The sequence below is a fragment of the Bacteroides sp. genome, from assembly GCF_029057325.1.
Taxonomy (GTDB): domain Bacteria; phylum Bacteroidota; class Bacteroidia; order Bacteroidales; family Bacteroidaceae; genus Bacteroides.
Window position 1 is genome coordinate 1 of sequence record NZ_JAICZW010000168.1, and the last position, 26764, is coordinate 26764.

The 26764-nt window shown below is 51.6% G+C and carries 21 protein-coding genes and 1 pseudogene; 12 read left to right on the forward strand and 10 right to left on the reverse strand.

All coding sequences use genetic code 11. The features are described from left to right. The first annotated feature begins 388 nt into the window (after positions 1-388). From K2G43_RS11440 to trxB, 4 genes are all read left to right on the forward strand, one after another. On the forward strand, positions 389-1525 hold the full coding sequence (locus tag K2G43_RS11440; protein WP_300155308.1) for an OmpA family protein: 1137 nt from the start codon (positions 389-391) through the stop codon (positions 1523-1525). 209 nt (positions 1526-1734) lie between these two features. Beyond that, positions 1735-4233 carry a DNA translocase FtsK gene (locus tag K2G43_RS11445; protein ID WP_300155311.1) on the forward strand — a complete coding sequence of 833 codons (2499 nt, stop codon included), beginning with the start codon at positions 1735-1737 and terminating at the stop codon, positions 4231-4233. Between the two features lie 2 nt (positions 4234-4235). After that, positions 4236-4865, forward strand: coding sequence for a LolA-like putative outer membrane lipoprotein chaperone (locus K2G43_RS11450; protein ID WP_297644548.1), 630 nt, complete (start codon positions 4236-4238; stop codon positions 4863-4865). Positions 4866-5069: 204 nt separating this feature from the next. Further along, positions 5070-6017, forward strand: a complete 948-nt coding sequence (gene trxB / locus K2G43_RS11455) for a thioredoxin-disulfide reductase (RefSeq protein ID WP_297644551.1) — start codon at positions 5070-5072, stop codon at positions 6015-6017. Positions 6018-6136: 119 nt separating this feature from the next. On the opposite strand, the gene K2G43_RS11460 is transcribed toward trxB, so the two are convergent. Continuing rightward, positions 6137-6838 carry a Crp/Fnr family transcriptional regulator gene (locus K2G43_RS11460; RefSeq protein ID WP_297644553.1) on the reverse strand — a complete coding sequence of 234 codons (702 nt, stop codon included), beginning with the start codon at positions 6836-6838 and terminating at the stop codon, positions 6137-6139. Positions 6839-7431: 593 nt separating this feature from the next. Between K2G43_RS11460 and ilvD the strand changes: the two genes are divergently transcribed. The 5 genes from ilvD to ilvC all read left to right on the forward strand — a co-directional run bounded on the left by ilvD (position 7432) and on the right by ilvC (position 13411). Next, on the forward strand, positions 7432-9234 hold the full coding sequence (ilvD, locus tag K2G43_RS11465) for a dihydroxy-acid dehydratase (protein WP_300155316.1): 1803 nt from the start codon (positions 7432-7434) through the stop codon (positions 9232-9234). A gap of 14 nt (positions 9235-9248) precedes the next feature. Further along, entirely contained in the window at positions 9249-10943 is a 1695-nt protein-coding gene (gene ilvB / locus K2G43_RS11470) for a biosynthetic-type acetolactate synthase large subunit (protein ID WP_297643388.1), read from the forward strand. Positions 10944-10979: 36 nt separating this feature from the next. Next, positions 10980-11543, forward strand: coding sequence for an acetolactate synthase small subunit (gene ilvN / locus K2G43_RS11475; protein ID WP_300155320.1), 564 nt, complete (start codon positions 10980-10982; stop codon positions 11541-11543). Further along, positions 11540-12283: an acyl-ACP thioesterase domain-containing protein gene (locus K2G43_RS11480; RefSeq protein WP_300155323.1), complete on the forward strand. Its 744-nt coding sequence runs from the start codon at positions 11540-11542 to the stop codon at positions 12281-12283. Before ilvN ends, K2G43_RS11480 begins: the two co-directional genes overlap by 4 nt. 84 nt (positions 12284-12367) lie before the next feature. Continuing rightward, a complete protein-coding gene (gene ilvC, locus K2G43_RS11485) occupies positions 12368-13411 on the forward strand; it encodes a ketol-acid reductoisomerase (protein WP_297643394.1) in 1044 nt (347 codons plus the stop codon). Positions 13412-13528: 117 nt separating this feature from the next. Here ilvC and K2G43_RS11490 read toward each other — a convergent pair whose 3' ends face one another. The 7 genes from K2G43_RS11490 to K2G43_RS11520 form a co-directional block, all read right to left on the reverse strand. Next, a complete protein-coding gene (locus tag K2G43_RS11490) occupies positions 13529-14887 on the reverse strand; it encodes a TolC family protein (protein ID WP_300155326.1) in 1359 nt (452 codons plus the stop codon). Beyond that, positions 14888-18001 carry an efflux RND transporter permease subunit gene (locus K2G43_RS11495; protein ID WP_300155329.1) on the reverse strand — a complete coding sequence of 1038 codons (3114 nt, stop codon included), beginning with the start codon at positions 17999-18001 and terminating at the stop codon, positions 14888-14890. Further along, positions 17998-19122, reverse strand: coding sequence for an efflux RND transporter periplasmic adaptor subunit (locus K2G43_RS11500; protein ID WP_300155332.1), 1125 nt, complete (start codon positions 19120-19122; stop codon positions 17998-18000). Before K2G43_RS11500 ends, K2G43_RS11495 begins: the two co-directional genes overlap by 4 nt. Next, complete coding sequence (locus tag K2G43_RS11505) at positions 19119-19658, reverse strand: GNAT family protein (protein WP_297643399.1); 540 nt, start codon at positions 19656-19658, stop codon at positions 19119-19121. Before K2G43_RS11505 ends, K2G43_RS11500 begins: the two co-directional genes overlap by 4 nt. 227 nt (positions 19659-19885) lie before the next feature. Next, positions 19886-20068: a hypothetical protein gene (locus tag K2G43_RS11510; protein ID WP_297643401.1), complete on the reverse strand. Its 183-nt coding sequence runs from the start codon at positions 20066-20068 to the stop codon at positions 19886-19888. Positions 20069-20237: 169 nt separating this feature from the next. After that, complete coding sequence (locus tag K2G43_RS11515) at positions 20238-21068, reverse strand: hypothetical protein (protein ID WP_300155336.1); 831 nt, start codon at positions 21066-21068, stop codon at positions 20238-20240. A 165-nt stretch (positions 21069-21233) separates the two neighbouring features. Further along, positions 21234-22031, reverse strand: a complete 798-nt coding sequence (locus tag K2G43_RS11520; RefSeq protein ID WP_297644103.1) for a DUF4469 domain-containing protein — start codon at positions 22029-22031, stop codon at positions 21234-21236. A gap of 369 nt (positions 22032-22400) precedes the next feature. Between K2G43_RS11520 and K2G43_RS11525 the strand changes: the two genes are divergently transcribed. Genes K2G43_RS11525 through K2G43_RS11535 form a run of 3 tightly spaced genes read left to right on the forward strand, consistent with a single transcriptional unit; the run spans position 22401 to position 24398 of the window. Continuing rightward, positions 22401-23492, forward strand: a complete 1092-nt coding sequence (locus tag K2G43_RS11525; RefSeq protein WP_297644104.1) for a sensor histidine kinase — start codon at positions 22401-22403, stop codon at positions 23490-23492. Continuing rightward, positions 23473-24228: a LytTR family DNA-binding domain-containing protein gene (locus K2G43_RS11530; protein ID WP_297644105.1), complete on the forward strand. Its 756-nt coding sequence runs from the start codon at positions 23473-23475 to the stop codon at positions 24226-24228. The genes K2G43_RS11525 and K2G43_RS11530 overlap by 20 nt, the downstream gene beginning before the upstream one ends. 35 nt (positions 24229-24263) lie before the next feature. After that, positions 24264-24398 carry a hypothetical protein gene (locus tag K2G43_RS11535; protein ID WP_300155341.1) on the forward strand — a complete coding sequence of 45 codons (135 nt, stop codon included), beginning with the start codon at positions 24264-24266 and terminating at the stop codon, positions 24396-24398. A 159-nt stretch (positions 24399-24557) separates the two neighbouring features. Here the strand turns inward: K2G43_RS11535 and K2G43_RS11540 are convergent, their stop codons facing one another. Further along, positions 24558-26384, reverse strand: coding sequence for an AAA domain-containing protein (locus tag K2G43_RS11540; RefSeq protein ID WP_300155344.1), 1827 nt, complete (start codon positions 26382-26384; stop codon positions 24558-24560). Positions 26385-26449: 65 nt separating this feature from the next. Further along, positions 26450-26764: pseudogene (locus K2G43_RS11545) on the reverse strand (arylsulfatase); the annotation flags it as partial.

Consider the following 26764-nt stretch of genomic DNA (forward strand, 5'->3'; position numbering starts at 1 on the left):
CCTAGGGAGTGGAGTTTGTCCGAAGAACGTCCGAAGCCGAATAGGCCCTGGTAGGGGTGGGACAGGGAGCGGATAGGGAGAAGAGGGGGAAACGATGGAAAGGACATTTTTTCGCCGGAATGTGTCGGATTTAGAAAGGAAGCGAAAAAATATTTTACATTCTGTGAAAGATGGAACGCAGGTTCCAACGCAACTTTCATATCCGCCGGCGATTGGACAATGGGATGGCGGTTTCTAAATAGTTGTTAAATACCTCCTCGTTTTCTGAACTATCTCTTTGCGCATGCTGTTACTAAGGCAAAGAACGGATGAGTGATAGAGCAGTTCATGATCCGGGAAAGCATTTATAACTAATAAACCTATATTATTATCATTAACTTACTTAATTATGAAAAAGTCTATTTTAATTTTAGCGATGAGCATGGGCATGTTTGCCGTGCACGCACAGTCTGACCGCAAAGCCCTTGAAGGGACACGTATTGGTGACAACTGGTCCATCGAACTGAAAGCCGGTGCCGTAACCCCTCTTACCCACAGCGCTTTCTTCAAAAATGCCCGCCCGGGTTTCGGTGTCGGAGTCAGTAAACAACTTACGCCCATTGTCGGTTTGGGACTTCAGGGAATGGGGTATGTGAACACTACTGACAGCAAGAACGCTTTCGACGCTTCCGACGTGAGCGCGTTCGGTACGGTCAACCTGATGAACCTGTTTGGCGGATATACCGGTGAGCCGCGGGCTTTTGAAATCGAGACGATGACCGGTATCGGCTGGTTGCACAACTATCAGAACGGCGGTGGCGACACGAACTCCTGGACGACGCGCCTCGGACTGAACTTGAACTTCAACTTAGGTGAAGAGAAAGCGTGGACCATCGGCATCAAGCCTGCCGTTGTCTATGACATGCAAGGCGATTTTAACAAGGCGAAGAGCCGTTTCAATGCCAACCATGCGATGTTTGAACTGATGGCAGGATTGACCTATCACTTCACAGGCAGCAACGGAGCGCGTCACTTCACAACCGTGAGAGCGTACGACCCTGTGGAAATTGGCGAGCTGAATGAAGCGGTCAACCTCTTGCGTGCGCAGCTCGACGACAAGGATATGGAGCTGAATGCCGTGGCACAACAAGCCAGCGACTTGCGAAGTGCATTGGAAGAGTGTCGTGCACAGGAGGTCGAGACCGTCGTTATGACCAATCGCATTCCGGAGTCTGTCGTTACATTCCGCCAAGGGAAATCGACGGTCGATGCTTCCCAGTTGCCTAATGTAGAGCGGGTGGCAAGCTACCTGAACAAGCATACCGCCGCGACAGTGGTCATCAAAGGATATGCTTCTCCCGAAGGAAAACTCGAATTTAACGAGAAACTCGCCAAAGCCCGTGCCGAGGCTGTGAAGTCCATCCTTGTGAAGAAGTATAAGATTGACGGCGCCCGCATTGCTGCCGAAGGACAAGGAGTCGGTGACATGTTCTCCGAACCGGATTGGAACCGCATCAGCATCTGTACGATTACGGAAGCGAAGTAACTTGCTGCAAAAGGATGCTAAATGGCCCGCCATTGACAAATTTGAGTTCAATGGCGGGTTTCTTTTGGAGGCTATTTATTATCTTTGCGCTTTGCGTGAAGATAGGATGCGGTTCGGCATAATCGAAAAATGAAAGCTTCGTTTTTTTGCTTCTGCTCTCACCTTTCACTATCTTTGCAATCAGTTTTCACAGATATCTTATTAAGAATATGGCAAAGAAAGACTCTACAATCAAAGATACGGAAAAGATGCCTTCTTTTTTTAGCAAGGCATGGGCAATTCTCAAGGACGAGACGGTACATTTCATTATAGGCTTGATATTCGTCATTTTTTCTGTTTATCTATTACTCGCTTTTTCCTCGTTCTTCTTTACGGGAGCGGCGGATCAAAGCATTTTGGATGGTGGCACGGCCCAGGAGTTGGCTTCTACGGGAAACGGTGTGAAGAATTATGCAGGCTCGCGTGGCGCACAATTGGCCAGCTATCTGATAAATGATTGCTTTGGCATTTCCTCTTTCTTCATCCTTGTTTTTCTGGTGGCGGCCGGATTGAAGTTGATGAAGGTGCGTGTGGTGCGCTTGTGGAAGTGGTTCATCGTTTGTGCGCTGTTGTTGGTCTGGTTTTCGGTATTCTTTGGCTTTGTGTTTATGAACTACTATCAGGACTCTTTCCTCTATTTGGGAGGCCTGCATGGCTACAATGTCAGCCGGTGGCTGGTGTCGCAGGTAGGTGTGCCGGGCGTGTGGCTGATTCTGCTGGCGACGGCTGTTTGTTTCCTTATCTATCTGAGCTCACGAACCATTGTATGGCTGCGTAAGTTGTTCAGCCTTAGTTTCCTGAAGCGTGAGAAGAAAGAGGCGGATGCCTCCGGAAAGCCATCGGAAGAGTTCGATACATTGGGTGTGGACAAGAAGAAGGGCGTTGCCGAACCTGCTCCTGCAAAGCCTGAACCGGAACCAGTACTTCCATCGGAAGCACCGGTAGAAGAGGAGGAAGACGACTCCAAAGAAATCACGCTTGATTTGGGAAATGCCGGAAAAGAGGTGAAGCCGGAGCATGCCGACAATGCCGATGTCACCATGACTTTTGAAACACCCGCCTCCGACCCCGTGCCCTCTTTCCGGGAAGTGCCGGAGAAGAAAGAACCGGCATTTCAGGTGGAGGAATCGGTGGAAGAGGAGTATGTGGGAACGGAAACCGAACCCTATAACCCTCGTCTGGATTTGGAAAACTACCATTTCCCTACGATAGACCTGATGAAGCATTACGAAGACAACGGCCCTACCATCGACATGGAAGAGCAGAATGCAAATAAGGACAAGATTGTCAATACATTGCGCAGCTTCGGCATCGAAATCAGTACGATTAAGGCAACGGTAGGACCTACGGTGACTCTTTATGAGATTACTCCCGAACAAGGCGTGCGTATCTCGAAAATACGCGGACTGGAAGACGATATCGCTCTCAGCCTTGCCGCATTGGGCATTCGTATCATCGCGCCTATTCCAGGCAAGGGTACTATCGGTATCGAGGTGCCGAACTCTAATCCGAAGATTGTGTCGGGACAGAGCATCATCGGCAGTAAGAAATTCCAGGAGTCCACTTATGAATTGCCCATCGCATTGGGTAAGACCATTACGAACGAAGTCTTTATGGTGGATCTTTGCAAAATGCCCCACGTGCTTGTTGCCGGTGCCACCGGTCAGGGTAAGTCTGTGGGCCTGAACGCCATTATCACCTCCTTGCTGTATAAGAAGCATCCGGCAGAACTGAAATTTGTGCTGGTGGACCCCAAGAAAGTGGAATTCAGCATCTATTCCGTCATCGAGCATCATTTCTTGGCGAAGCTGCCTGATGGAGGGGATGCCATCATAACGGATGTGACGAAAGTGGTGCAGACTTTGAACTCTATCTGTGTGGAGATGGATACCCGCTATGATTTGCTGAAAACCGCCCATGTGCGCAACGTCAAGGAGTATAACGAGAAGTTCATCAACCGTAAGTTGAATCCGGAGAAGGGGCATCGGTTCATGCCCTATATCGTGGTGGTCATCGATGAGTTCGGCGACTTGATTATGACTGCCGGCAAGGATGTGGAATTGCCTATTGCCCGTATCGCCCAGTTGGCGCGTGCCGTGGGTATTCACATGATTATTGCCACGCAGCGACCCACTACCAACATCATCACAGGTACGATTAAGGCGAACTTCCCGGCACGTATCGCTTTCCGTGTGTCGGCAATGGTGGATTCACGTACCATTCTTGACCGTCCAGGAGCCAACCAGCTGATAGGACGCGGTGACATGCTGTTCTTGCAGGGGGCCGATCCGGTTCGTGTGCAGTGTGCCTTCATCGATACGCCCGAAGTGGCAGAGATTACCAAATACATTTCCCATCAGCAGGGATATCCCACCGCTTTCTATCTGCCCGAGTATGTGGACGAGAATGCCGGCGGTGAAGTGGGGGATGTGGATATGGGACGTCTGGATCCGCTGTTTGAAGATGCGGCACGTCTGGTGGTCATTCATCAGCAAGGTTCCACATCGCTTATTCAGCGTAAGTTTTCCATCGGCTACAACCGTGCCGGGCGTATTATGGACCAGTTGGAGAAGGTGGGCATCGTAGGTCCCACGCAGGGTAGCAAGCCTCGCGATGTGCTCTGCATGGATGAAACCGATTTGGAAATGCGCTTGAACAATCTGCAATGATAATGATGAAGACGATTCTGCTATACATAATAGGTGCGTTGGCTTGCCTATTGCCTGCTGTGGCACAGCAACCGGACGCGCGGACGATATTGGACCGCACCGCCGAGGCTTTCAGAAAGTCGGGCGGGGTGACGATGGCTTTCACTATCCATGCCTCCGGAGGAGCCTCTATGGGAACCATCCGCCTGAAAGGCGACAAATTCTTGCTGGAGTCGGAGGATATGACTACGTGGTTCGACGGGAATACGCAATGGAGCTACCTGGCTTCTGCCGATGAGGTGAACATCTCCGAACCAACGGCAGAGGAGTTGCAGACCATCAACCCATACGCCCTGCTATCCATCTATAAGCAAGGCTATCGGCTGGCGTTGGAGAAGACGGATGCGTCTCGGTCGAGCAATCTGTATGGAGTGAGGCTGACCGCTACAGACCGCAGGCGCGAGTTGCAGTCCGTCGTGGTGTATATGACGAAAGACAGCTATCGTCCTGTCCGTATCAGCACCACGCAGCGAGGAGGGGAGACGGCTGTGATAAGCATTGATTCTTACCGCTCCGGCGAGAACCATCCGGATGCTCTTTTTGTTTTCGATAAAAAGAAGTATCCCACAGCGGAAATCATTGACCTGAGGTAATGGATAAAGAAGGAGTTGTCGGGAGTTAACAGAAGTCATTCAAAACAAGAAAAGGACAATGAAATGATAGATATTAGGCACGGATTACACGGATTTACACGTTTTTTTTCTTAAAGAATCCGTGAAATCCGTGCCTAAAAGAAAGTGAGATGCATGTTTTGACACACCTGTTTGACTATAAATTATAAATCATAAATAAAAAAGATGGAAACAGAAAAAGTGAAATGTCTGATTGTCGGTTCCGGTCCTGCGGGCTATACCGCTGCCATTTATGCGGGACGCGCCAATCTCTCGCCGGTACTTTATGCCGGATTGCAGCCCGGTGGCCAGTTGACCACCACTACCGATGTGGAAAACTTTCCGGGTTATCCCGAAGGCATCGGCGGTCCTGAATTGATGGAAGACTTGCGGAAGCAGGCGGAACGCTTTGGTGCGGATATGCGCTATGGCGTGGTAACGGCAACCGATTTGAGCAAAGCACCTTATAAGCTCACGATTGACGATGAAAAGGTGATTGAAACGGAGACCTTGATTATTGCCACGGGTGCTACCGCCAAATATTTGGGCTTGGATGACGAGAAGAAATATGCCGGCATGGGTGTCAGTGCATGCGCCACTTGCGATGGTTTCTTCTATCGCAAGAAGACGGTGGCTGTGGTAGGCGGCGGCGACACAGCCTGTGAAGAGGCTGTTTACCTGGCCGGATTGGCGTCAAAAGTCTATCTGATTGTCCGCAAGCCTTATCTGCGTGCCTCCAAGATTATGCAGGAACGCGTGATGAACCACGAGAAGATTGAAGTGCTGTTCGAACACAATGCGGTAGGCTTGTTTGGTGAGAACGGAGTGGAAGGCGTGCATCTGGTGCAACGTATGGGCGAGGCAGACGAGAGACGTTACGACGTGGCGATAGACGGTTTCTTCCTTGCCATCGGTCATAAACCCAATTCGGATGTTTTCAAGCCTTATCTGGAAACGGATGAGGTGGGATATATTATTACAGAAGCCGGTACGCCGCGTACCAATGTGCCCGGAGTCTTTGCTGCCGGAGATGTGGCAGACCCGCATTATCGGCAAGCCATTACGGCTGCCGGAAGCGGTTGCAAGGCAGCGATTGAAGCTGAAAGATATCTCTCTGCCAAGGGGATGATTTAAGGATGAAGACAAAACACGGAGGCACGAAGACACTGAGATTAAAAGAGCTTAAGGAAGTTGTCCGAGAGTGAAAGGAGTTAATCGCTGTGTCTTCGTGCCTCTGTGTTCTGTTCTAATCTCTATCCTATCTTGCTTATCTTCTTAAGCTTTTCTTCTTCTATGATTTTGATTTTGCGCCCGTCGATGGTAATCAGCCGTTCGGTGGCAAATTGCGACAGGGTACGTATGGCATTGGAAGTTGTCATGTTCGACAGGTTGGCAAGGTCTTCACGGGAGAGGTAGATGCTCAGGGTGGAGCCGTCTTCTTCCAGTCCGTAGCTCTCTTTGAGGAACAGCAACGATTCAGCCAACCGTCCGCGGATGTGTTTCTGTGTCAGGTTTACGGTGCGTTCGTCGGCAATGCCCAAATCAATAGAAAGCTGTTTGATGAAAAACATGGCCAGTGCGTTGTTTTGATGAAGCAGCGTTGTGAGGGCGGTCATCGGTATTTGGCAAACAAGTGAAGGCTCGAATGCGGCAGCGGCTGTCACGTAGTCTGTCTTTGCAAAATAGGGGCGGTAGCCGAAGTATTCCACCGGTTTAATCATACGGATAATCTGGCTTCTGCCACCTACGCCGTCTTTATAGATTTTTACTTTCCCGCTCAAAAGGCACATCAGGTGGGTAGGCGTTTCCCCTTCGCAATGGATGACCTCGTTCTTCTTATAGTTTTGGAGCGTGAAGTGATTGGCAAGGAACTCCCGTTGCTCTTCGTTGAGGGGATTCCATATATTGGCAATCAGTTCCGGAACATTGATATTTGACAAATTTACTTTAACCATATGTGTTGCACAACTGTGTTATACAGCACAAATGTAAAAAGAAAAAATTAAAAAAAAACATTTTGTGGCTTTTAGTTTGTAAGTTTTTGAGTTTCTCGGTTTGTTTGCAGAAAATAAATCTGAGCAGGAAACTTATTAAAGAATATTAAAATCGTTTTGTATGATTGATAATCTGTGAGTTGTGAATTTGTCCTGAATATTAATAATTCACGGCAAATAGCCGGGATTCGGGCGTGCAAAACCGGTAACATTCCCGGACGCCAAAAACTCATTTATATGATAAAAATAAATTTTCACCCCTCTGTTCTCTTACGATTATTTATATTTCTGCTATTTTTTTCTTCGATTTGTTTGCAGATTCTAAAAAAGCCCTTACCTTTGCCACGCAATTGAAACAAAAAAGAAGAATAAAGTTATGAATCTACATACATCTATCAACCTGGCAGTCCTGCACATTATTCGCGTCGTGGTGGTGGCATCAAGAGCGTGAGAAAGGTTTGTGTATGTATTTGTAAGATGGAAGATATTTATGGAAGCCTTTCTCACAGCAGTGGGAGAGGCTTTTTGGTTTATAAAAAAGGAGGAATCAAGATATGAAGCATCAGTTACGAAGCTCGTTCAGCACCCAAGGCCGACGCATGGCAGGCGCCCGCGCCCTGTGGGTTGCCAACGGCATGAAGAAGGAGCAGATGGGAAAGCCCATCATCGCTATCGTCAATTCGTTTACGCAGTTCGTGCCCGGACACGTGCATCTGCACGAGATAGGCCAGTTCGTGAAGGCGGAGATTGAAAAGCAGGGCTGCTTTGCCGCCGAGTTCAATACCATTGCCATTGATGACGGCATCGCCATGGGGCACGATGGTATGCTTTACTCCCTCCCTTCGCGCGACATTATCGCCGACAGCGTGGAGTACATGGTCAACGCCCACAAGGCGGATGCCATGGTCTGCATCAGCAACTGCGACAAGATTACTCCGGGTATGCTGATGGCAGCCATGCGGCTGAACATTCCCACCGTTTTCGTTTCGGGTGGACCGATGGAAGCCGGAGAGTGGAACGGGCAGCACCTGGACCTGATTGATGCCATGATAAAGTCCGCCGACCGGAATGTGGACGACGAGGAGGTGGCGCAAATCGAGCGTCACGCCTGTCCCACCTGCGGATGCTGCTCGGGCATGTTCACCGCCAACTCCATGAACTGCCTGAACGAGGCTATCGGACTAGCCCTCCCGGGCAACGGCACGATTGTCGCCACACACGAGAACCGCAAGCAGCTCTTCAAGGATGCCGCCCGCCTGATCGTGGAGAATACCTATAAATATTACGAAGAGGGCGACGACAGCATCTTGCCGCGTAGCATCGCCACCCGCGAGGCCTTCCTGAACGCCATGACGCTGGACATCGCCATGGGCGGCTCCACGAATACCGTGCTTCACCTGCTGGCGGTGGCGCACGAGGCGGGAGTTGACTTTAAGATGGATGACATCGACCTGCTCTCCCGCAAGACCCCTTGCTTGTGCAAGGTAGCACCCAACACGCAGAAGTACCACGTGCAGGACGTGAACCGTGCCGGCGGCATCATCGCCATCATGGACGAGCTTTCCAAAGGCGGGCTGGTAGATACCCGTGTCCGCCGCGTGGACGGAATGACGCTGGCCGAGGCGATAGACCGCTACAGCATCACCCGCCCGAACGTCTGCGAGGAAGCTATCGGAAAATACTCCAGTGCCGCCGCCGGAAAATTCAATCTGGTGCTCGGCTCTCAGAACGCCTCTTATGGGGAGCTTGACAGAAACCGTGCCACCGGTTGTATCCGAGACTTGGAGCACGCTTATAGCAAAGACGGCGGACTGGCCGTGCTGAAAGGAAACATTGCCCAAGACGGTTGCGTGGTGAAGACTGCCGGCGTGGACGAAAGCATCTGGAAGTTCACCGGACCTGCCAAAGTCTTCGACTCGCAAGAGGCTGCCTGCGACGGCATCTTAAGCGGTAAGGTGGTCAGCGGTGATGTTGTGGTCATCACCCACGAAGGACCGAAGGGAGGCCCGGGCATGCAGGAGATGCTCTATCCCACCTCGTATATCAAGTCCCGCCACTTAGGCAAGGAGTGTGCGTTGATTACCGATGGCCGTTTCAGTGGCGGAACCTCCGGCTTGAGCATCGGGCATATCTCTCCCGAAGCTGCCGCCGGTGGCAACATCGGCAAGATTCAGGATGGAGACATCATCGAAATCAACATCCCTGAGCGCACCATCAACGTCCGGCTGACAGACGAGGAGCTTGCTGTCCGCCCCATGACACCAGTCACCCGTCAGCGTGAAGTGTCAAAGGCACTGAAGGCGTATGCCAGCATGGTAAGCTCGGCAGACAAAGGAGCGGTGAGATTAATAGATTAAAAAAGGAACAAGCAATGGAAAATTTAATAACAGGCGCAGAAGCCTTAATGTGCTCATTGGAACATCTGGGTGTGAAGACCCTCTTCGGCTATCCGGGGGGGAGCATCATGCCGGTATTCGATGCCTTATACGACCATCGGAAAACTCTGAACCACATACTGGTCCGTCACGAACAGGGAGCCGCCCACGCCGCGCAGGGCTTTGCACGGGTGTCGGGCGAAGTCGGTGTTTGCCTGGTCACCAGCGGACCGGGAGCCACCAACACCATCACGGGCATTGCCGATGCCATGATAGACAGCACGCCCATCGTGGTGATAGCCGGTCAGGTGGGCACGGGCTTTCTGGGTACGGATGCCTTTCAGGAGGTTGATTTGGTGGGCATTACGCAGCCCATTACGAAGTGGAGCTATCAGATTCGCCGTGCCGAAGACGTGGCATGGGCAGTGGCGCGCGCCTTCTATGTGGCAAAGAGCGGACGGCCGGGACCGGTGGTGCTGGACTTCGCCAAGAACGCCCAGGTGGAGAAGACCGAATACGTCCCGGTGACGGTGGACTATGTCCGCAGCTATCTCCCGGTTCCCGAGACGAATCCGGAGGCCGTACAGCAGGCTGCCGAGTTGATAAACGGTGCCCAACGCCCCTTAGTGCTGGTAGGTCAAGGCGTGGAACTGGGAGGGGCGCAGTACGAACTGCGTGCCTTCATCGAGAAGGCGGGACTGCCCGCCGGATGCACCCTGTTGGGACTCTCGGCGCTGCCCACCGACCATCCTCTGAATAAAGGCATGCTGGGTATGCACGGCAATCTGGGACCGAACATCAATACGAACAAGTGCGATGTGCTCATCGCCGTAGGCATGCGCTTTGACGACCGCGTGACTGGCAATGTTGCCACCTACGCCCCGCAAGCGAAGATTATCCATTTCGACATTGATCCCGCCGAGATAGACAAGAACATAAAGACTGATGTCGCCGTCTTGGGCGACTGCAAAGAGACGCTGGCCGCCGTTACCCGCTTACTGCATCCTGCTACCCATCAGGAGTGGCTGGACACCTTCCGTTGCTACGAGGAGGTGGAGGAGGAGAAAGTCATCCGTCCTGAGTTGCATCCCGCAGGAGCGGCATTGAGCATGGGCGAGGTGGTGCGTGCCGTGAGCGAGGCTACCCGTCACGAAGCTATCCTGGTGACCGATGTAGGGCAGAACCAGATGATGTCTGCCCGTTACTTCAAGTTTAGCAAGGAGCGTAGCATTGTCACCTCCGGAGGCTTGGGCACGATGGGCTTCGGGCTTCCGGCTGCCATCGGCGCCACTTTCGGACGACCCGACCGTACGGTCTGCGTCTTCATGGGTGACGGCGGCTTGCAGATGAACCTGCAAGAGCTGGGTACTGTCATGGAGCGGCAGGCGCCGGTGAAGATGATTCTGCTGAACAACAACTTCCTGGGCAATGTCCGACAATGGCAGGCGATGTTCTTCAACCGCCGCTATTCCTTCACCCCGATGGTGAACCCGGACTATATGCAGATTGCTTCCGCCTATAGCATCCCCTCACGTCGCGTGATGAACCGCGAGGAACTGAAGGAAGCGATTGCCGAAATGATAGCCACAGACGGTCCCTTTCTGCTCGAAGCCTGCGTGGAAGAGGAAGGGAATGTGATGCCGATGACTCCTCCGGGTGGTTCGGTCAACCAAATGTTACTGGAATGCTAATCGCTTTGCGAATTCTTTCATTGAATATCGAATTTTATGGATAAAAACCTATATACTATTATCGTCCATTCGGAGAACATTGCCGGTCTGCTGAACCAGGTGACTGCTGTGTTCACCCGTCGGCAGATAAACATCGAAAGCCTGAACGTGTCAGCTTCCTCCATCAAGGGGGTGCATAAATACACCATTACCGCTTGGACGGACAAGGATACCATCGAGAAGGTAACCAAACAGATAACTAAGAAGATAGATGTGCTGCAAGCCCACTACTTCACGGATGACGAAATCTACCAGCACGAAATCGCGCTTTATAAGATTACGACACCCACATTGGAACAGAAGCCTGAGGTGTCCAAAGTCATCCGCAAGTACAATGCGCGCATCGTGGAGGTGAACCCAGTGTTTGCCATTGTCGAGAAGAACGGCATGAGCGAGGAGATAACCAACCTGTATGGCGAGTTGCAGGCGCTGGACTGCGTGCTCCAGTTTGTTCGTTCGGGGCGCGTGGCGATAACGACCAGTTGCTTCGAACGGGTCAACGAGTACCTTGCTGAACGCGAAGCCAAATATCGTCAAAACAAACAAGAACAAGAATCATGAGTGAAAACAACAAGATAGGTACCTATTCCTTCGTTGCAGAGCCCTTCCACGTGGATTTCACCGGGCGGCTCACTTTAGGCGTATTAGGCAACCACTTGCTGAACTGCGCCGGCTTTCATGCCACCGACCGCGGCTTCGGCATCGCTACGCTGAACGAGGATAACTATACGTGGGTGCTCTCCCGGCTGGCCATCGAGCTGGAGGAGATGCCCTACCAGTACGAGGATTTCTCTATCCAGACTTGGGTGGAGAATGTCTATCGCCTCTTCACCGACCGTAATTTCGCCCTCCTCGACAAGGATGGAAAGAAAATAGGCTACGCACGCTCCGTCTGGGCGATGATTAACCTGAACACCCGTAAGCCGGCCGACTTGCTGACGCTTCATGGGGGCAGCATCGTGGATTATGTGTGCGACGAGCCTTGCCCCATCGAGAAGCCTTCGCGCATCAAGGTCTCTGCCGGCGAGCTGGTCGCCTCTCTGACGGCGAAGTATAGCGACATCGACATCAACGGGCATGTGAACAGCATCCGCTACATTGAGCACATTCTCGACCTCTTCCCGATAGAGATGTATCGCTCGAAGCGCATTCGTCGCTTCGAGATGGCATACGTTGCCGAAAGCTATTACGGCGACGAACTTTCCTTCTTTATGGACGATGCCGGTGAGGACGTTTATCAAGTGGAGGTGAGGAAGAACGGTAGCGAAGTGGTCTGCCGCTCGAAAGTAGCGTTTATTTGACAGGATGAGTTATCGGCTTTTTACTCCCGATGACTCCCGACCCTATAACTAAAGAAACTAACAACTTAATAATTAAAAAAGAATATGGCACAATTGAATTTTGGCGGTGTTATCGAGAACGTAATGACCCGCGAAGAGTTTCCTTTGGAAAAGGCACGTGAGATTTTGAAAGACGAAACGATTGCAGTAATCGGCTACGGCGTACAGGGTCCGGGCCAGGCTTGCAACCTGCGCGACAATGGTTTCAATGTGATTGTAGGACAGCGTCCGGGCAAGACCTACGAGAAGGCGATTGCCGACGGATGGGTGCCGGGCGAGACGTTGTTCGGAATCGAAGAGGCTTGCCAGAAAGGTACGATTATTATGTGCCTGTTGTCTGATGCCGCCGTCATGTCCGTATGGCCCACCATCAAGCCCTACCTGACTGCCGGAAAGGCGCTCTATTTCTCCCACGGTTTCGCAATCACGTGGAACGACCGCACGGGTGTGGTTCCTCCCACAGACATCGATGTCATCATGGTGGCTCCGAAAGGTTCGGGTACTTCCCTCCGCACCATGTTCCTCGAAGGCCGTGGCCTGAACTCCTCTTATGCTATCTATCAGGATGCCACGGGCAAGGCTTTCGACAAGACTATCGCTTTGGGCATCGGTATCGGTTCGGGCTACCTGTTCGAGACCACCTTCATCCGCGAGGCTACTTCCGACCTGACCGGCGAGCGTGGTTCGCTGATGGGTGCCATCCAGGGATTGCTATTGGCACAGTACGAAGTGTTGCGTGAGAACGGTCACTCTCCTTCCGAAGCCTTCAACGAGACGGTGGAAGAGCTGACCCAATCCTTGATGCCGCTCTTCGCAAAGAACGGTATGGATTGGATGTATGCCAACTGCTCCACAACAGCTCAGCGCGGCGCATTGGACTGGATGACTCCGTTCCACGATGCCATCAAGCCCGTAGTACAGCAGCTGTATGCCAGCGTGAAGTCGGGCAACGAGGCTCAGATTTCCATCGACAGCAACTCCAAACCCGACTATCGCGAGAAGCTGAACGAAGAGCTGAAGGCACTGCGCGAGAGCGAGATGTGGCAGACGGCTGTCACGGTGCGCAAGCTTCGTCCGGAGAACAACTAAAATCGAGGGTTAGGGATATAATAGGATTAGGGATGAACCTTGCGGAGCGCTTGCTCTGCGAGGTTCATCCCTAATTTTTTGCAGTAATCACAATCGTAAGCAATCTGATATTCTCCTTTAACTCTTGCCTCCTCCCAATGCGTGATAAAGTTTGATGATGCCTTGTATGCGGTCAAAGCAAGTTTGTAACTGTACTGTCTCCGCTTCAAGGAGCGACTGTTGGGCAGTTAATATCTCCAGATAGGTAGTACCGGAATGGCTCATCAGCAGTTCTGTCTTTCGCACAGCTTCACGCAAGGTCTCAACCTGCCGGGTGTTTATCTCATATTGCGACTTAGCCGTCTGCCAGGCGGTTAAGGCATCGTTCACCTCTTTCCCCGCGTTCAGCAATGATTGTTGGAATAATAGTTTGGCTTCTTCCTGTTTGGTTTGGGTAATCTTCAAGTTGGCGATATTTGTACCACGATTGAATAACGGCTGTGTCAGGGAGCCGATGGCGTTAAGCAGCCATTGTCCGGGATTGGTGATTGCTCCGCCTCCATTGTTGGTCCAACCCATTGTGCCCGAAAAAGTGATATTGGGGTAGAAGGCTGAGCGGGCTACATGGGTGGCGTAAAACGCTTGTGCCAGTTCCATTTCAGCCTGACGCACATCGGGACGGTTGGCAAGCAACTGCAAAGGAACTCCGATAGAGATGGTATCAGGGAAGGATGCTTCAACCAAATTACTCCGCTCAATCGAGTGTGACGGCATGGCAAGTATCGCAGACAAGGCATTTTCTGTTTCAGAGATACTTTTGCATATAGCCAATTGCGATGATTCAAGTTGCATCACGTTTGCCTTTGCCTGCAATACAGCGGCTTCATTCGCCTTGCCCACCTTTTTCAACGTTTCGAGCGTGCGTACGGTAGCCCGCCAGTTTTCCAGAGTCCGATTGTTTATCGTCCTTTGCGCATCAAGTACAACAAGGGTATAGTAACTGTCTGCTATCGTGGCAACAAGCTGTGTCTGCACGGCTTGCTGATAGTCACGGCTTCCTTGCAGTGCGGCAACCGCGCCACGCTTCGCAGCCGTGAGCCTGCCGAATATATCCAGTTCCCAACTTGCAGCCGCCCCGACATTATATGTCTTTGCGGTTGCCCCGTCATAACGGCTACCTCCACCTTCGGCATTCATTCCCAATGAGGGGAGATAGGAGAGTTTGGCTGTCATCAGTGCGGCTTCAGCAGCTTCAACCCGCAGGCGTGCCACGTTGAGGTCGGTATTCTGTTGCAGTCCTGTTTCAATCAGGGACTGAAGTTTCCGGTCGGTAAACATCTCTCGCCATGACATGGATGCGAGGGTTGTTGTATCCATATCTTCCGGGATGTTCCGATACAGATTCTCTGTCGGGATGTCAGCCCGATGGTACCGGCTGTATGTGCCGCAGCCGGTAAGCATCAAGGTGGATATTATGGATAGGATTATCTTCTTCATTTAATTGCGTTTTACTCGTTCTTGAATATATTGAAATGCGATGAACAGCGATGGCACAAGGAACAGCAATGCCAATGTGCCCACTGTCATGCCACCAATTACGCCTGTGGCGAGCGAGCGGCTACCGTTGGCACCCACGCCATGAGCCATCATCAGCGGAATAAGACCAAATACCATCGACAAGACGGTCATCAGGATGGGACGCAAACGAACCTTTGCCGCACTGTATGCCGCTTGTGCCAACGTCATGCCTTCCGACCGCCGCTTGCCGGCATATTCGGTCAGCAGGATGGCGGTCTTGGCAAGCAGTCCGATAATCATAATCAGTCCGGTCTGCATATAGATGTTGTTCTCCAGCCCGAACAGCCACGCGAACAGGAAGCTCCCCATCAGTCCGCAAGGCACGGACAGCAACACGGCAAACGGGATGAACACGCTTTCGTAGAGGGCGCAAAGTATCAGGTATATCAGCACCATGCAGAGTACGAATATCAATGCGGCATTGTTGGTGGTCTTGCTCTCCTCGCGCGACAAGCCTCCGAACTCATAGCTGCAAGTGGCGGGAAGCACCTCACGTGCCGTCTCGCCAATCGCCTTGATGACCTGGCCGGAACTGTAGCCCGATGCCGGAGAGCCGTTGATGGCGATGGCGTTGAAAAGGTTGAAGCGCGTAAGGTCGGAAGGCCCGTTGGTCTTGGTCAGGCGCACGAACTGGCTCAACGGTGCCATGCTGCCGTCGGAAGTACGCACGTACATCCGGTTAAGCGACTCCGTATTTATGCGGTACTCCGCCGGTGCCTGCATGGTGACGTGATAAAGCTTGGAGAAACGGTTGAAGTTCGACACATACGACCCGGTATAGTAGCCGGAGAGCGTGGACAGCACATCGGCAGGAGATATGCCCGACTGCTCGCATTTCGCCGCGTCAATGTCCACCCAATACTGGGGATAGTCAGCGGCAAAAGACGAATAGACCTCTCCGATTTCGGGACGGCGGGACAATGCCTCCACGAATCGGTCCGCCTCCTTCTTGAATGCAGTGACATCGCCACCGGTCTTGTCCTGCAAGTAGAGTTCAAAACCGTTGCCCATGCCGTAGCCGGCAATCATCGGCGGCGACATGGCAAACACCGTGGCATCGGGAACATCAGCGGTGGCGGCATAAATCTTGCCTATCACGTCATCCACCGATTGCCCTTCGTCCTTGCGCCGGTCCCAATCTGTAAGTGTCATGAAATACATGGCCTGCGAAGGACCGGAACCGCTGAATGAGAATCCTCCGACCGCTCCGCTGTACTCAATCTCAGGGATGCTGTCAAGACGGCTGTTGATACGCGCCATCACCTTGTTGGTCTGCGCCATGGAGGAACCGGGCTTTGTGTTCATGCTTACCATCACCGTGCCGGTGTCTTCCTGCGGAATAAGTCCTGTCTTCGTGATATTGACCAGCAAGACCAGCAACCCGAACGAGGCGGCAATCGTTCCCCACAACAGCCACCGGCGATGGATGATATACAGTACACCACGTACATAGCGGCGGCTCAGACGCTCGAAAACGGCATTGAATGCCTTGCGGAAGCGTGCTGCAAAATTGTTCTTCGTGTTTCCGTACTCGTCAATATAAGGTTTCAGGAACAAAGCGCATAATGCAGGTGAAAGGGTAAAGGCATTAATAGCCGATATGCCCACGGCAACCGCCATCGTGATACCGAACTGGGCATAGAACGCCCCGGAAGTACCGCCCATCATTGCCACCGGGATGAACACCGCCATAAAGATAATGGTAGAGGTAAGAATGGCGGACGAAACGCCCTTCATGGCATCATCGGCGGCAAGCACCGGCGACCGGTAGCCCTCGTCGAACTTCGCCTGCACCGCCTCTACCACCACGATGGCATCGTCCACCACCGTACCGATGGCAAGCACAAGGGCGAAAAGCGTGAGCAGGTTGATGGAAAAGCCTATCAGCGACATCACGGCAAACGTACCGATGATGGAGACGAAGATGGAAACCGTGGGAATGAGTGTGGACTTGATGTCCTGCAAGAACACATACACCACTATGATAACCAGAAGTATCGCCTCGATAAGCGTCCGTATGACAGAATTGATGGAGGCATACAGGAACTTGTTGGTATCGGTCAGCACCACGAACTCTGCCCCTTCCGGCAGATCGTGTTCAATTTCATCGAGCACCTCGTGAATCTCATTGATGGTGCTCGAAGCGTTGGAACCAGCTTTTTGATTGATGAGCATCATGGCAGCCGGATGTCCGTTCACCTCGGTGGAATAGTTGTAGAATTCATCGCCCAACTCCACGTCGGCGACATCTTTCAGCCGAAGCACATCGCCACCGGGCAGCGACTTCACGACCAGTTCGCCAAAATCTTCCGCGGTGGAGAGGCGGCCGCGATACTTCATCGTATATTCGTTTGCCGTGGGGTGATTGGCTCCGAACGAACCGGTTGCCGCCTCGATGTTCTGCCTTGCCAGCACAGCAGAGATGTCGTCGGGAATCAGTCCGTATTGCGCCATCTTGTCGGGGAGCAGCCAGAGACGCATGCTGTAGTTGGAGCCGAACAGTTGTGTCTTTCCCACACCGCCGATACGTTTCAGCCGCGGCTCCACGTTAATCTTCACATAATTATTCAGAAAGGTCTGGTCGAAACGGTTGTCGGGGCTGTAGAGGGCAAATGTCAGCAACTCAGCATTCTGCTGTTTTTCAGTGGTTACTCCGGTTTTAGTCGCTTCTGCTGGAAGTTGGCTCAATACGCCATTCACGCGGTTCTGCACATTGACCGCCGCCATGTCGGCGTTGGCACCCTGTTTGAAATAGATGTTGATGGAAGCATCGCCTGTATTGGATGCCGTGGAGGTCATATAGGTCATGTCCTCCACGCCGTTGATAGCCTCTTCCAGCGGAACAATCACGGCTTTCTGCACCGTTTCGGCATTCGCGCCGGGATAGGTGGCCCATACGTTGATGGTGGGCGGAGCGATATCGGGATATTGCTCCACGGGGAGGGCTTGCATGGCGATAATGCCCATCAGGACTATCACCACAGAGATAACGCCCGAAAACACCGGACGGTCTATGAAGAAACGCAGGTTCATGGCTTTGTTGTTTTAGGTGTGACAATCATTCCTTCCTTTAGCTGCCCCACACCTTCGGTGATGAGGGTGTCGCCTACGGACAAGCCCTGTTCTACAACGAAATAGTTGCCGTCGTTCAGGTGGTCCACGGTCAGGTAGGCAGCTTCGGCCTTTCCGTTCTTCAGGCGGTAGGCGATAATCTTGTCCTGCAGTTCCACGGTGGCGGTCATGGGAATCAGGATGGCATCCGTATTCAACACTTGCAGGATGACGTTGCCGATGGTTCCGCTCAACAGATGCCTGTCGGTGTTTGGAAACAGCGCCTTTATCTGTACGGCACCGGTCGTTGGGTTGACAATTCCGCTGATGGTCTCTATTTTCCCTTGTTTCCCATAGACGGAACCATTGTTAAGTTGAAGGCTAATCGGAGGCATTTCATTTATGATTCTGTCAATAGACCCATATCGGGTCTCGAACTGCCTAAGTTTGTTTTCCGAAATGGAGAAATAGGCATACATCTCCGAATTGTCCGACACCACTGTAAATGGTTGTTCGATGGTGGGACCGACGAGTGCGCCGATACGGTAAGGCAACGTGCCTATAACCCCGTTGCTCGGACTTTTGATTTCGGTGTATGACAAATCGTTCCGGGCATTTGCTTCCTGAGCTTTTGCTTGTTCCAGTTCTGCCTGTGCCACGGCTAATTGGTTTCGGGTAACAGACAGTTCGTAATCGGATATGACTTTTTCATCGAACAGCGACTGTTTGCCGTTCAGTTCGATACGCGCTGTTTCCACTTTTGCCCGTGCCGCGCTGACATTGGCGATTGCGATGCGCAGCGCAGCTTGATAGGGCATCTGGTCTATGACAGCCAGCACTTGCCCTGTCGCTACTTGCTCTCCCTCTTTCACGCACAGGCGGATGATGCGACCCGATACTTGAGGTATGATGTCCACATCCTGTCGTCCGCGAATTGAAGCGGAATAGGTTTCTTCCAATTCAATGGGTTGGGAAGAAACCACCATGACGGGCAGTGCCTGTCCCGTTTCCTCTCCTTGCTGTTCCTGTTTGCAGGCTGTCAATGAAGCAGCCAGCAGGGTTGTTGCCGTGATGCCGGCAATCCATGTTCCTATATTCTTCATTTGTTTTTATTGCTTTTCCATTCTTTGTTCAGTATCGCATAGATGCAGGTGTCCTCATAGCATGGTGTGCCGTCGGGATGACATACAAACGAAATAAATTCCTTCATACATCCTTCATGTCTCATTCCGAGACGTTCACACAATCTTTTTGACCGCTGATTATCGTCTTCTACAAATCCATAGATACGCCGTGCGCCGATGTTATGGAAAAGATAATCCAGCAGTCCTATTGCCGCTTCGTATGCCAATCCCTTGCCTTCGAAACGTTTGCTGAAGTGCCAGCCTACATTAAATGTGTCGGTATATTCGCGCAAGGCGAAAACATCACCGATAATGGAATCGTCTTCCTTCAGACACACGGCATAGCGTAGCATATCCTTAGGCGAATTGGATATATAAGCCAGTGCCGATTCTTCGGAGCACAGGCGGTCGCCGACAAAACAATTGACACGCGGATGGGAAAGGTATTCCAATAAACCTGCGGCATCCTTCTTCTGGAAGTCTCTGATGATGAGATGTTCTGTTTCAATAATCATATTATCGCAAATTTTGGGTGCAAAGATATTTTGTGCCCATTGTGCAGACAATCGGCATTCCATCGAAACGGAGAAAACCGCTTCTGAAACGACGGAAACGGCTTCCGAAAAAGTGAAAAGCATTCAGAAACTATATCCGGCGGACACGAAAAACTCATGGGTGAAACGATGGTTACTAACATCGTTGTTTATGCTACGTCCATCGAACAGGACATTTCTTTTCCTATCTATTGGCTGTCATTGGCGTTTATTCCGTTTCTTGAAATCGTTTCGGCATCAGTTTGAGAGATGTTTTCCTGTTTCGTCAGCATCTCATGCGATGCCGTATTTTCTTTGAAAATCTCAGCTTTAGTGCCAATCATCCACAAGAAATGGGGAAAAGGCAATATCAGTTTTACTTTCTCTTCCATAAGCTTGTTAAGTCTGTTTTTAGGTTATTTAATGACTATCTTCACTTGTTCCGCTTTGTTGGATGGATTATAAAGCAAACTTCCGCATGAACTCATGCACATTATCCATCCGCATAGCAGAATCCATATAGCAACAGTCGTTATTTTGCTTTTTTCCTGTTTCATATTATCAATGATTAAAGAATAGACCTTTCACGATTTGCTGGAACATTCCACCAAAATCCGCGTTTATTTCGCGCCCGTTGTGCTTATACGACGGACGTATTATCGGTACAGTCCATTGCTGGTGAGACCCATTGCCGCTATAGCTTCTCATGCCCACGTCCATTGCCCACCGCTCTGCCAAATCGAATGAGAGGTAGCCGCCATAATGGTAGCCGTCCAGCCTCTGCATCGGTTTTACTCCCGGAAAGTAGGTACGATAATAGGTGCCGAAGAGATGGAGCGATGTTTGGTGGAGGAATTGATAGGAAACATCGGTGCCGATTCCGAATGTATTGCTACTCGAACGGGGGATGCTTAGTTTGTTCGCATAGAGGCACAGCCCCAATTCCCATTTCTCGTTTGGAGAATACACCGTTTTGACTTCGGCATAGTTCGATACACCGACTCCTATGATGTTTTCTTGTCTGCCTCGCCCCCAAACATCCACTTTGTTAAACCGATGGATAATCCCGCCGACATTGTATTCGCCTTTATGTAGGGATGAACGGTCAACGGGAAAACTCTGTGTATAATCGGGACGAAAGTCCAAAAGCGTTCCGGGCATTTGGGGAATGGTATCAAAATGTGGAGACAAAAATGCCTTCTCATGTTCATAAACCGACAGTTTGGTCGTGTCTATGCCCGTCACGGTTTGCTTTGCACGGTCAAAGGAAAGTACACGGTTTTCCTGCCCGTATGATTTTGAGCAAACAGACAACAGCAACATGATGACAAGAACCACACTATATGCTGTCAGATTGATGCCGCAGATTTTCAATTTCTGAATCTTCTTCATACCAGAACCGAATAGTCAATGAGTTGATATATCTGTTATGTTTTTGCTTGCTTTGCCTGAATAGAGCTATTCAGGCACTCCAAATAGAGTTATTTGGTTGAATCAAATAGAGCTATCTGGTCATACCGAACAACCCTACTTGGCCAGAACAAAAAAAAACGACTTTTATCCCAACGGATTCTCGTCGACACCACCTCCTGTAGAGCCACCCGTATTGTCGCCGCCCGTGGGAGCCTTGCCGATGTAGAGGGTCTGCGTCACGCTGCGGGGAGTCTTCAGCAAGGTGTTGGTGCCGCTGAATTGCGTGGTTACTTTGAGTTCATACGCTCCGTCGGCCAGTCCTGCCGGGATGAGGAAGATGAGTTGCGAAGGCTTGTTTACCGCCCACATATCTTCGGTGATTCTCGTCACCACGCCCGACGAGGAGGTCAGCGTGATGCCCACGGACGGGTCGTTGCCTGCCACCTTGATGTAGGCACCGGTCAGCGTGTAGTTGCGCCCTGCCGTAGCCGTGAAACCCGACGCACGGGTAGCCGCATCCACTCCGCCTGCCACATACATGGCATTGCCCTTCTCGCCGATGATGTTCACCATAGTGGCGGAAATCGCCTCGCGCAAATCGGCGCCTTGCGTGAACGAAGCGTAGAGCGAATTCTTCTCCTTGTTCCATGTCTTGTTGTCCACCACGCCTGTGGGCTGGATGACGGCATTATACAGTCCCGTATTCACACGGAAGCCTGTCAGCAGCAGCTTCTTCACCACACGCTTTTCGAGGTTGAGTACCGCTTCCACCGTCTCGCGCTCCAATCCGGGATTCACTTCCATGATTTCCGATACCACGCGCTGGAAGTCCGCCGCGCCTGCCGATACCAGCACGGCAATCTTGTCGTCCTTGTTCTCCACTGTCACCGTATTGTCCGCCAACTGGACGTTCAATACATACTTGATGTCATTTGTTGCCATAATTGATAAAAATGAAAGATTGTTTTTAATAAGGTCATTCAGCCTTTATCAGGCTGCATTTTTCCTATATACAGACGCCAAAATTATTCGTAATGGTTCAGCAGTAATAGCAGAATCCGGTTGAAACGGAAGAGTCTATGCCTGAACCGCCCAAATCAACATTTTAAATTCTCAAAGGAGGAATTTCTTGAAGTGAAACTTCGAAGCGGTCAAAGTGGCACTTCGACTGATGCAAGATGCAACACACCTTGTATTTCGATATTCCTTTTGTCCGCTTCAAAGTCCGTTTTATCCGTTTCGGGCAGTCCCATCCTGTCAAATCAAGAAGTAAAGTCGTATCTTTGTCGCCACGAAATAACTATCGCGGATATGCACCAAAGGAGTACAAAAATAACAAACTGGCAGAACGGGCTGCTACTGTCAACCGTATCATACGCGCTATATATCATCATCTGGCTGGTTCTGGATGATGATACCTCCCGGCAGTTGCAGGAAATAGCGGTGACGGACTATCTCATCGACTTCTTGCTGTGTATGCTTTTCACATACACCTCGTTGGGATTCTGCTATGTCGTATTCAAAGTTTTCCCGTTCAAAGCCTCTTATATTAGGGTCATCGTCTATGCTTCGTGTCTGTTGATGCTCAACAATCTGGTGGCTTTCGGCATGATTTCCCTTTTCAACTTCCTATGGGGCGAAACCGGAAACAGTGCCATTGATGAACTTTTCAACATGAAAGGCGCATATACTTTTGCCATGATAGCCACATTCCTGTCAAGTGTTTATGCCAACACATTCTACCTTCAATCCTACATCAAGGCACGTGACGAGAAACAAGCACTCGAAATGGCGCTGATGAAGGAAAAGGAAATCGCCTTGCAGTCACAACTCAACTCCCTGAAACTGCAAATCAACCCGCATTTCATGTTTAACAACTTCAACAACCTGCTGGAGCTGATTGAGGAAGATGCGGGGCTTGCCGGGAAGTTCCTGAACAACCTGTCGAAAGTGTACCGGTACATTATTGTAAATTTAGACAGAGACCTGATACCCGTTGCAGACGAAATAAGGTTTCTGGATTCGTACCTGTTTCTGATGAAAGTACGTCACGGCGGAGGTATCATTGCGAAAATAAGTCCGGAGGTCAAGGAATGTAAGGGATTCCTGCCTCCGGCCGTATTGCAGCTTCTTGTAGAGAACGCCATAAAGCACAACGGATTCTCAATGGAGCATCCGCTGTTTATTTCCATCACGTCATCGGATGACTACATTACTGTGCATAATCTTAAATCTCCTTTGCTGTTGCGGATGGAATCAACGGGCTTGGGACATAAAAATATCATGGAGCGGTACGCCTTGCTCTGCGACAAAAAGGTTAAGATAGAGAATACCGAAAACTTCTATTCGGTGAGTTTGCCCATCATTAAAAACATCATGACACATGAAGATATTGGTTCTTGAAGACGAACAGCGCAACGCCATGCGCCTCATAAGACTGCTGAACGGCATTGACACAACGTTCACAATCGAAGGCCCACTGGCAAGCATAAAAGAGACGGTCGAGTTTTTCCAATCTGGCAAGGCGGCAGACCTTATCCTTGCGGATATCCGCCTAACCGACGGCCTGAGTTTCGAGGCTCTGAAATACGCCCCAGCAACCGTCCCCATCATATTCACCACCGCATACGATGAATATGCGGTACAGGCTTTCAAGTTCAATAGTTTCGACTATCTCCTGAAGCCAGTGGATGCCGATGAGCTTGAAGCAGCCATAGACAAAGCCATCAAAACAGGCAGGAATTATGCCGATGAGAATCTCCAGCTGCTTTTCGATACCTTACTGAAGCACCAATGCCGCTATCGCGAACGCTTCCTTTTGCCTTACCGTGACGGATATAAGACAGTCCGTGCAGCAGACATCAACCACATCGAAACGGAGAACAAAACTGTGTACCTACGCCTTAATGACGGAACCTCTGAAAGCGTCAACCTCTCGATGGACGAACTGGAGCAACAGCTCGACCCCAACCGCTTCTTCCGTGCCAACCGCCAGTACATTGTCAACATAGAACACCTCCTCTTCATCGGCAACTACTTCGGAGGCAAGCTCGTGATTCGCCTGAAAGGGTATCCGAAGGCAGAAATTATTGTCAGCAAGGAGAAAGCGCAGCGGCTTAAGGAGTGGATAGACCAATGAAACCGATATTCCCATCCCCATCCTGAACATTTTCAATGCGTTATCGTATAGAGCACCTCCTTCAGGAACTTGCTCGTTGTGGGCTTTATCACATACTTGCGTGGAAGGAGCTGCCCTACAAGCCCGACCTCCAACTGATAGACCAGGATATCGGCGAGTACCATGACTGACACGGTGGCGGTCAGGCTGGATTTGTTGAGGGTGAGGTCTGTTGTGTCCCGTCAGGGTGAAGTGGAACGTGGGGCTGTTCCGTTTTACCTTTACTAACAACCGCTGCATGAAAAAAGTTCTGCCGCCTGATTTTATTTGTGCCCGAAAGGCAATGCCCCTCACCCTATCTCCTGAATAAATTCCAGTAGCTTCCGGTAGAATCCGTGATGCTTCAGGGTCTCCGCTTCGCCCAATATCACCAGTTTCATGCGTGCACGGGTGATGGCCACATTCATTCTCCGCAGGTCGTTCAGGAATCCTATCTGCCCCTCATCGTTGGCGCGGACCAGGCTGATGAAGATGACGTCGCGTTCTTGCCCCTGGAAACCATCTACCGTGTTCACCGTGAACAGGTGGCGGTAGGGCTTCAGGGCGGCGTCCGACTTCAGTAGGTGGCGGAGGTACTGCACCTGCGCCTTGTAGGGGGAGATGATGCCGAAGTCTATCTTTTCGTCCAAGATACGGTTGCCGCCGATGCGCAGGAGGTAGGCTTTCAGCTGTTGCAGCAGCAGGTTCGCCTCCGCCTTGTTGATGCGCCCGAAGGTCTCGCCCACGAACTTCTCCTTGAAGTCCATGCCGGAGGTGTCTATCCAGCTGATGGGAGTGTCCCAATCCAGAATGCCCCGGTAGCGCACTTCGGGAGCTGCCTCCAGCTCTCCGTTGTAGAACCATTGGGAGGGAAATTTCATGATTTCCTCGTGCATGCGGTATTGCACCTTCAGCAGGGAGACGGCGACGGGTTTGCCGGCAGCCACCTTTTCCATCAACGTCCGTTCCAGTCCGCCGCGAGCGGCTTCGTAGCACTTGATGGTGGGCGGAAGCTGGCAGTGGTCGCCGGCAAGCACCACGCGGTCTGCCTTGCGGATGGCTATCCAGCAGGCGGCTTCCAGTGCCTGTGCGGCTTCGTCGATGAAGAGCGTGCCGAAGTGCCGTCCGGCAAGCAGGCGATGGTTGCTGCTGACGAGGGTGGAGGCGATGACGTGTGCCCCGTCAAAGAGTTCGGCGTTGATTTGTATTTCCAGTGCCGTGGCACGGTCGCGCAGGCGGCTGAGGCGGTTGCGCACGGATTCGCGCTCGTCGTAGCTGCCGCGGCGGACACGTCCCATCATCTCGCGGAGGCTCTTGCGGATGCCCCACAGTTCGGGGTAGAGCGGATGCCCTTCGAAGCGTCGTTCGTAGGTGAAGGAGAGCATCTTGTCGTTCACACGGGTGGGGTTGCCGATACGCAGCACGTTGACGCCGCGGTCCACCAGCTTCTCCGAAATCCAATCGACGGCGGTGTTACTTTGGGCGCAGACCAGCACTTGCGGTTCGCGGTGCAGGGTTTCGTAGATGGCTTCCACGAGGGTGGTGGTCTTTCCCGTTCCCGGAGGGCCGTGCACGATGGCAACATCGCGAGCGCACAGCACCTTGTTGACAGCGGTCTCCTGCGTAGCGTTCAGCCAAGGGAAGCGGACGGGATAGAGTTCGCGGAATCCTGCTTTGGCGGTGCCCAACAGGATGTCGCGCAGCTCGGCAAGGCGGTTGCCTTTGGCGCGCAGCACATCGTCCAACGCCTCAAACATGGTGCGGTAGGAGGTCTCATCGAAGTAGAGCTGCACGCCAAGGCGGTCGGCTGCCTGCACTTCCAGGACAGCTCCGGCACCGGGCATCACCACCACCATCCGGGTCTCGTCGGCATAGCTGACGGTGGCGGCGAAGTTCATGTAGGCGATTTTCCCGTCAGCCGACTGGCGGAAGAAGCAGACAGGGCGGCCGAACTCGAAGCTGTGCTCGATGTCGGTGTCCTCGGTGCGCGTGATTTCCAGCACCAACTGGTTCAGCGAGTTGTAGTAGGCGCGTCCCAGGTGGGCCGGATACCAACAGAGGCCTCGCTTTACCTTGCGAGCTACTCCCATGCTCTCGGTCTGCCGCTGGAACTCCTCCTTTTCGTATTCATATTCCATACGGAGCAGGAGCTGTTGCCGCTGGAGGTGGAGGAGGGGGCTGTTTGTTTCTTCTGTCTTCACTGTTATTCCATTTTCATGGTTTGATTCTTCACACGACGCAAAATCGTCTGCATCTCAAATACTTTTTCCGGATATTGTGTCGCCACGTTCTCCTTTTCGGCTAGGTTCTCCATATTATAAAGTTGAGGTGTGCTCAGGTTTCCTGTTTCCACCTTAGGGCCCCATGAAATCATGGCTTCGCCATCGTTCGGGTCGATGTACTTCCACTCTTTGGTGCGGATGGAGAGTCCTGCTGAAGACTCTACTACCCAGGGGCGGTCTGTATCGTCTGTACCCAGGAGGTTGCCCAGACGGTCGTAGCTGTCGGGGGCGCTTCC

Coding starts and splice junctions, on each gene's coding strand:
- K2G43_RS11440 (WP_300155308.1), top strand. CDS start 389: ATGAAAAAGTCTATTTTAATTTTAGCGATGAGCATGGGCATGTTTGCC.
- K2G43_RS11445 (WP_300155311.1), top strand. CDS start 1,735: ATGGCAAAGAAAGACTCTACAATCAAAGATACGGAAAAGATGCCTTCT.
- K2G43_RS11450 (WP_297644548.1), top strand. CDS start 4,236: ATGATGAAGACGATTCTGCTATACATAATAGGTGCGTTGGCTTGCCTA.
- trxB (WP_297644551.1), top strand. CDS start 5,070: ATGGAAACAGAAAAAGTGAAATGTCTGATTGTCGGTTCCGGTCCTGCG.
- K2G43_RS11460 (WP_297644553.1), bottom strand. CDS start 6,838: ATGGTTAAAGTAAATTTGTCAAATATCAATGTTCCGGAACTGATTGCC.
- ilvD (WP_300155316.1), top strand. CDS start 7,432: ATGAAGCATCAGTTACGAAGCTCGTTCAGCACCCAAGGCCGACGCATG.
- ilvB (WP_297643388.1), top strand. CDS start 9,249: ATGGAAAATTTAATAACAGGCGCAGAAGCCTTAATGTGCTCATTGGAA.
- ilvN (WP_300155320.1), top strand. CDS start 10,980: ATGGATAAAAACCTATATACTATTATCGTCCATTCGGAGAACATTGCC.
- K2G43_RS11480 (WP_300155323.1), top strand. CDS start 11,540: ATGAGTGAAAACAACAAGATAGGTACCTATTCCTTCGTTGCAGAGCCC.
- ilvC (WP_297643394.1), top strand. CDS start 12,368: ATGGCACAATTGAATTTTGGCGGTGTTATCGAGAACGTAATGACCCGC.
- K2G43_RS11490 (WP_300155326.1), bottom strand. CDS start 14,887: ATGAAGAAGATAATCCTATCCATAATATCCACCTTGATGCTTACCGGC.
- K2G43_RS11495 (WP_300155329.1), bottom strand. CDS start 18,001: ATGAACCTGCGTTTCTTCATAGACCGTCCGGTGTTTTCGGGCGTTATC.
- K2G43_RS11500 (WP_300155332.1), bottom strand. CDS start 19,122: ATGAAGAATATAGGAACATGGATTGCCGGCATCACGGCAACAACCCTG.
- K2G43_RS11505 (WP_297643399.1), bottom strand. CDS start 19,658: ATGATTATTGAAACAGAACATCTCATCATCAGAGACTTCCAGAAGAAG.
- K2G43_RS11510 (WP_297643401.1), bottom strand. CDS start 20,068: ATGGAAGAGAAAGTAAAACTGATATTGCCTTTTCCCCATTTCTTGTGG.
- K2G43_RS11515 (WP_300155336.1), bottom strand. CDS start 21,068: ATGAAGAAGATTCAGAAATTGAAAATCTGCGGCATCAATCTGACAGCA.
- K2G43_RS11520 (WP_297644103.1), bottom strand. CDS start 22,031: ATGGCAACAAATGACATCAAGTATGTATTGAACGTCCAGTTGGCGGAC.
- K2G43_RS11525 (WP_297644104.1), top strand. CDS start 22,401: ATGCACCAAAGGAGTACAAAAATAACAAACTGGCAGAACGGGCTGCTA.
- K2G43_RS11530 (WP_297644105.1), top strand. CDS start 23,473: ATGAAGATATTGGTTCTTGAAGACGAACAGCGCAACGCCATGCGCCTC.
- K2G43_RS11535 (WP_300155341.1), top strand. CDS start 24,264: ATGCGTTATCGTATAGAGCACCTCCTTCAGGAACTTGCTCGTTGTGGG.
- K2G43_RS11540 (WP_300155344.1), bottom strand. CDS start 26,384: ATGGAATATGAATACGAAAAGGAGGAGTTCCAGCGGCAGACCGAGAGC.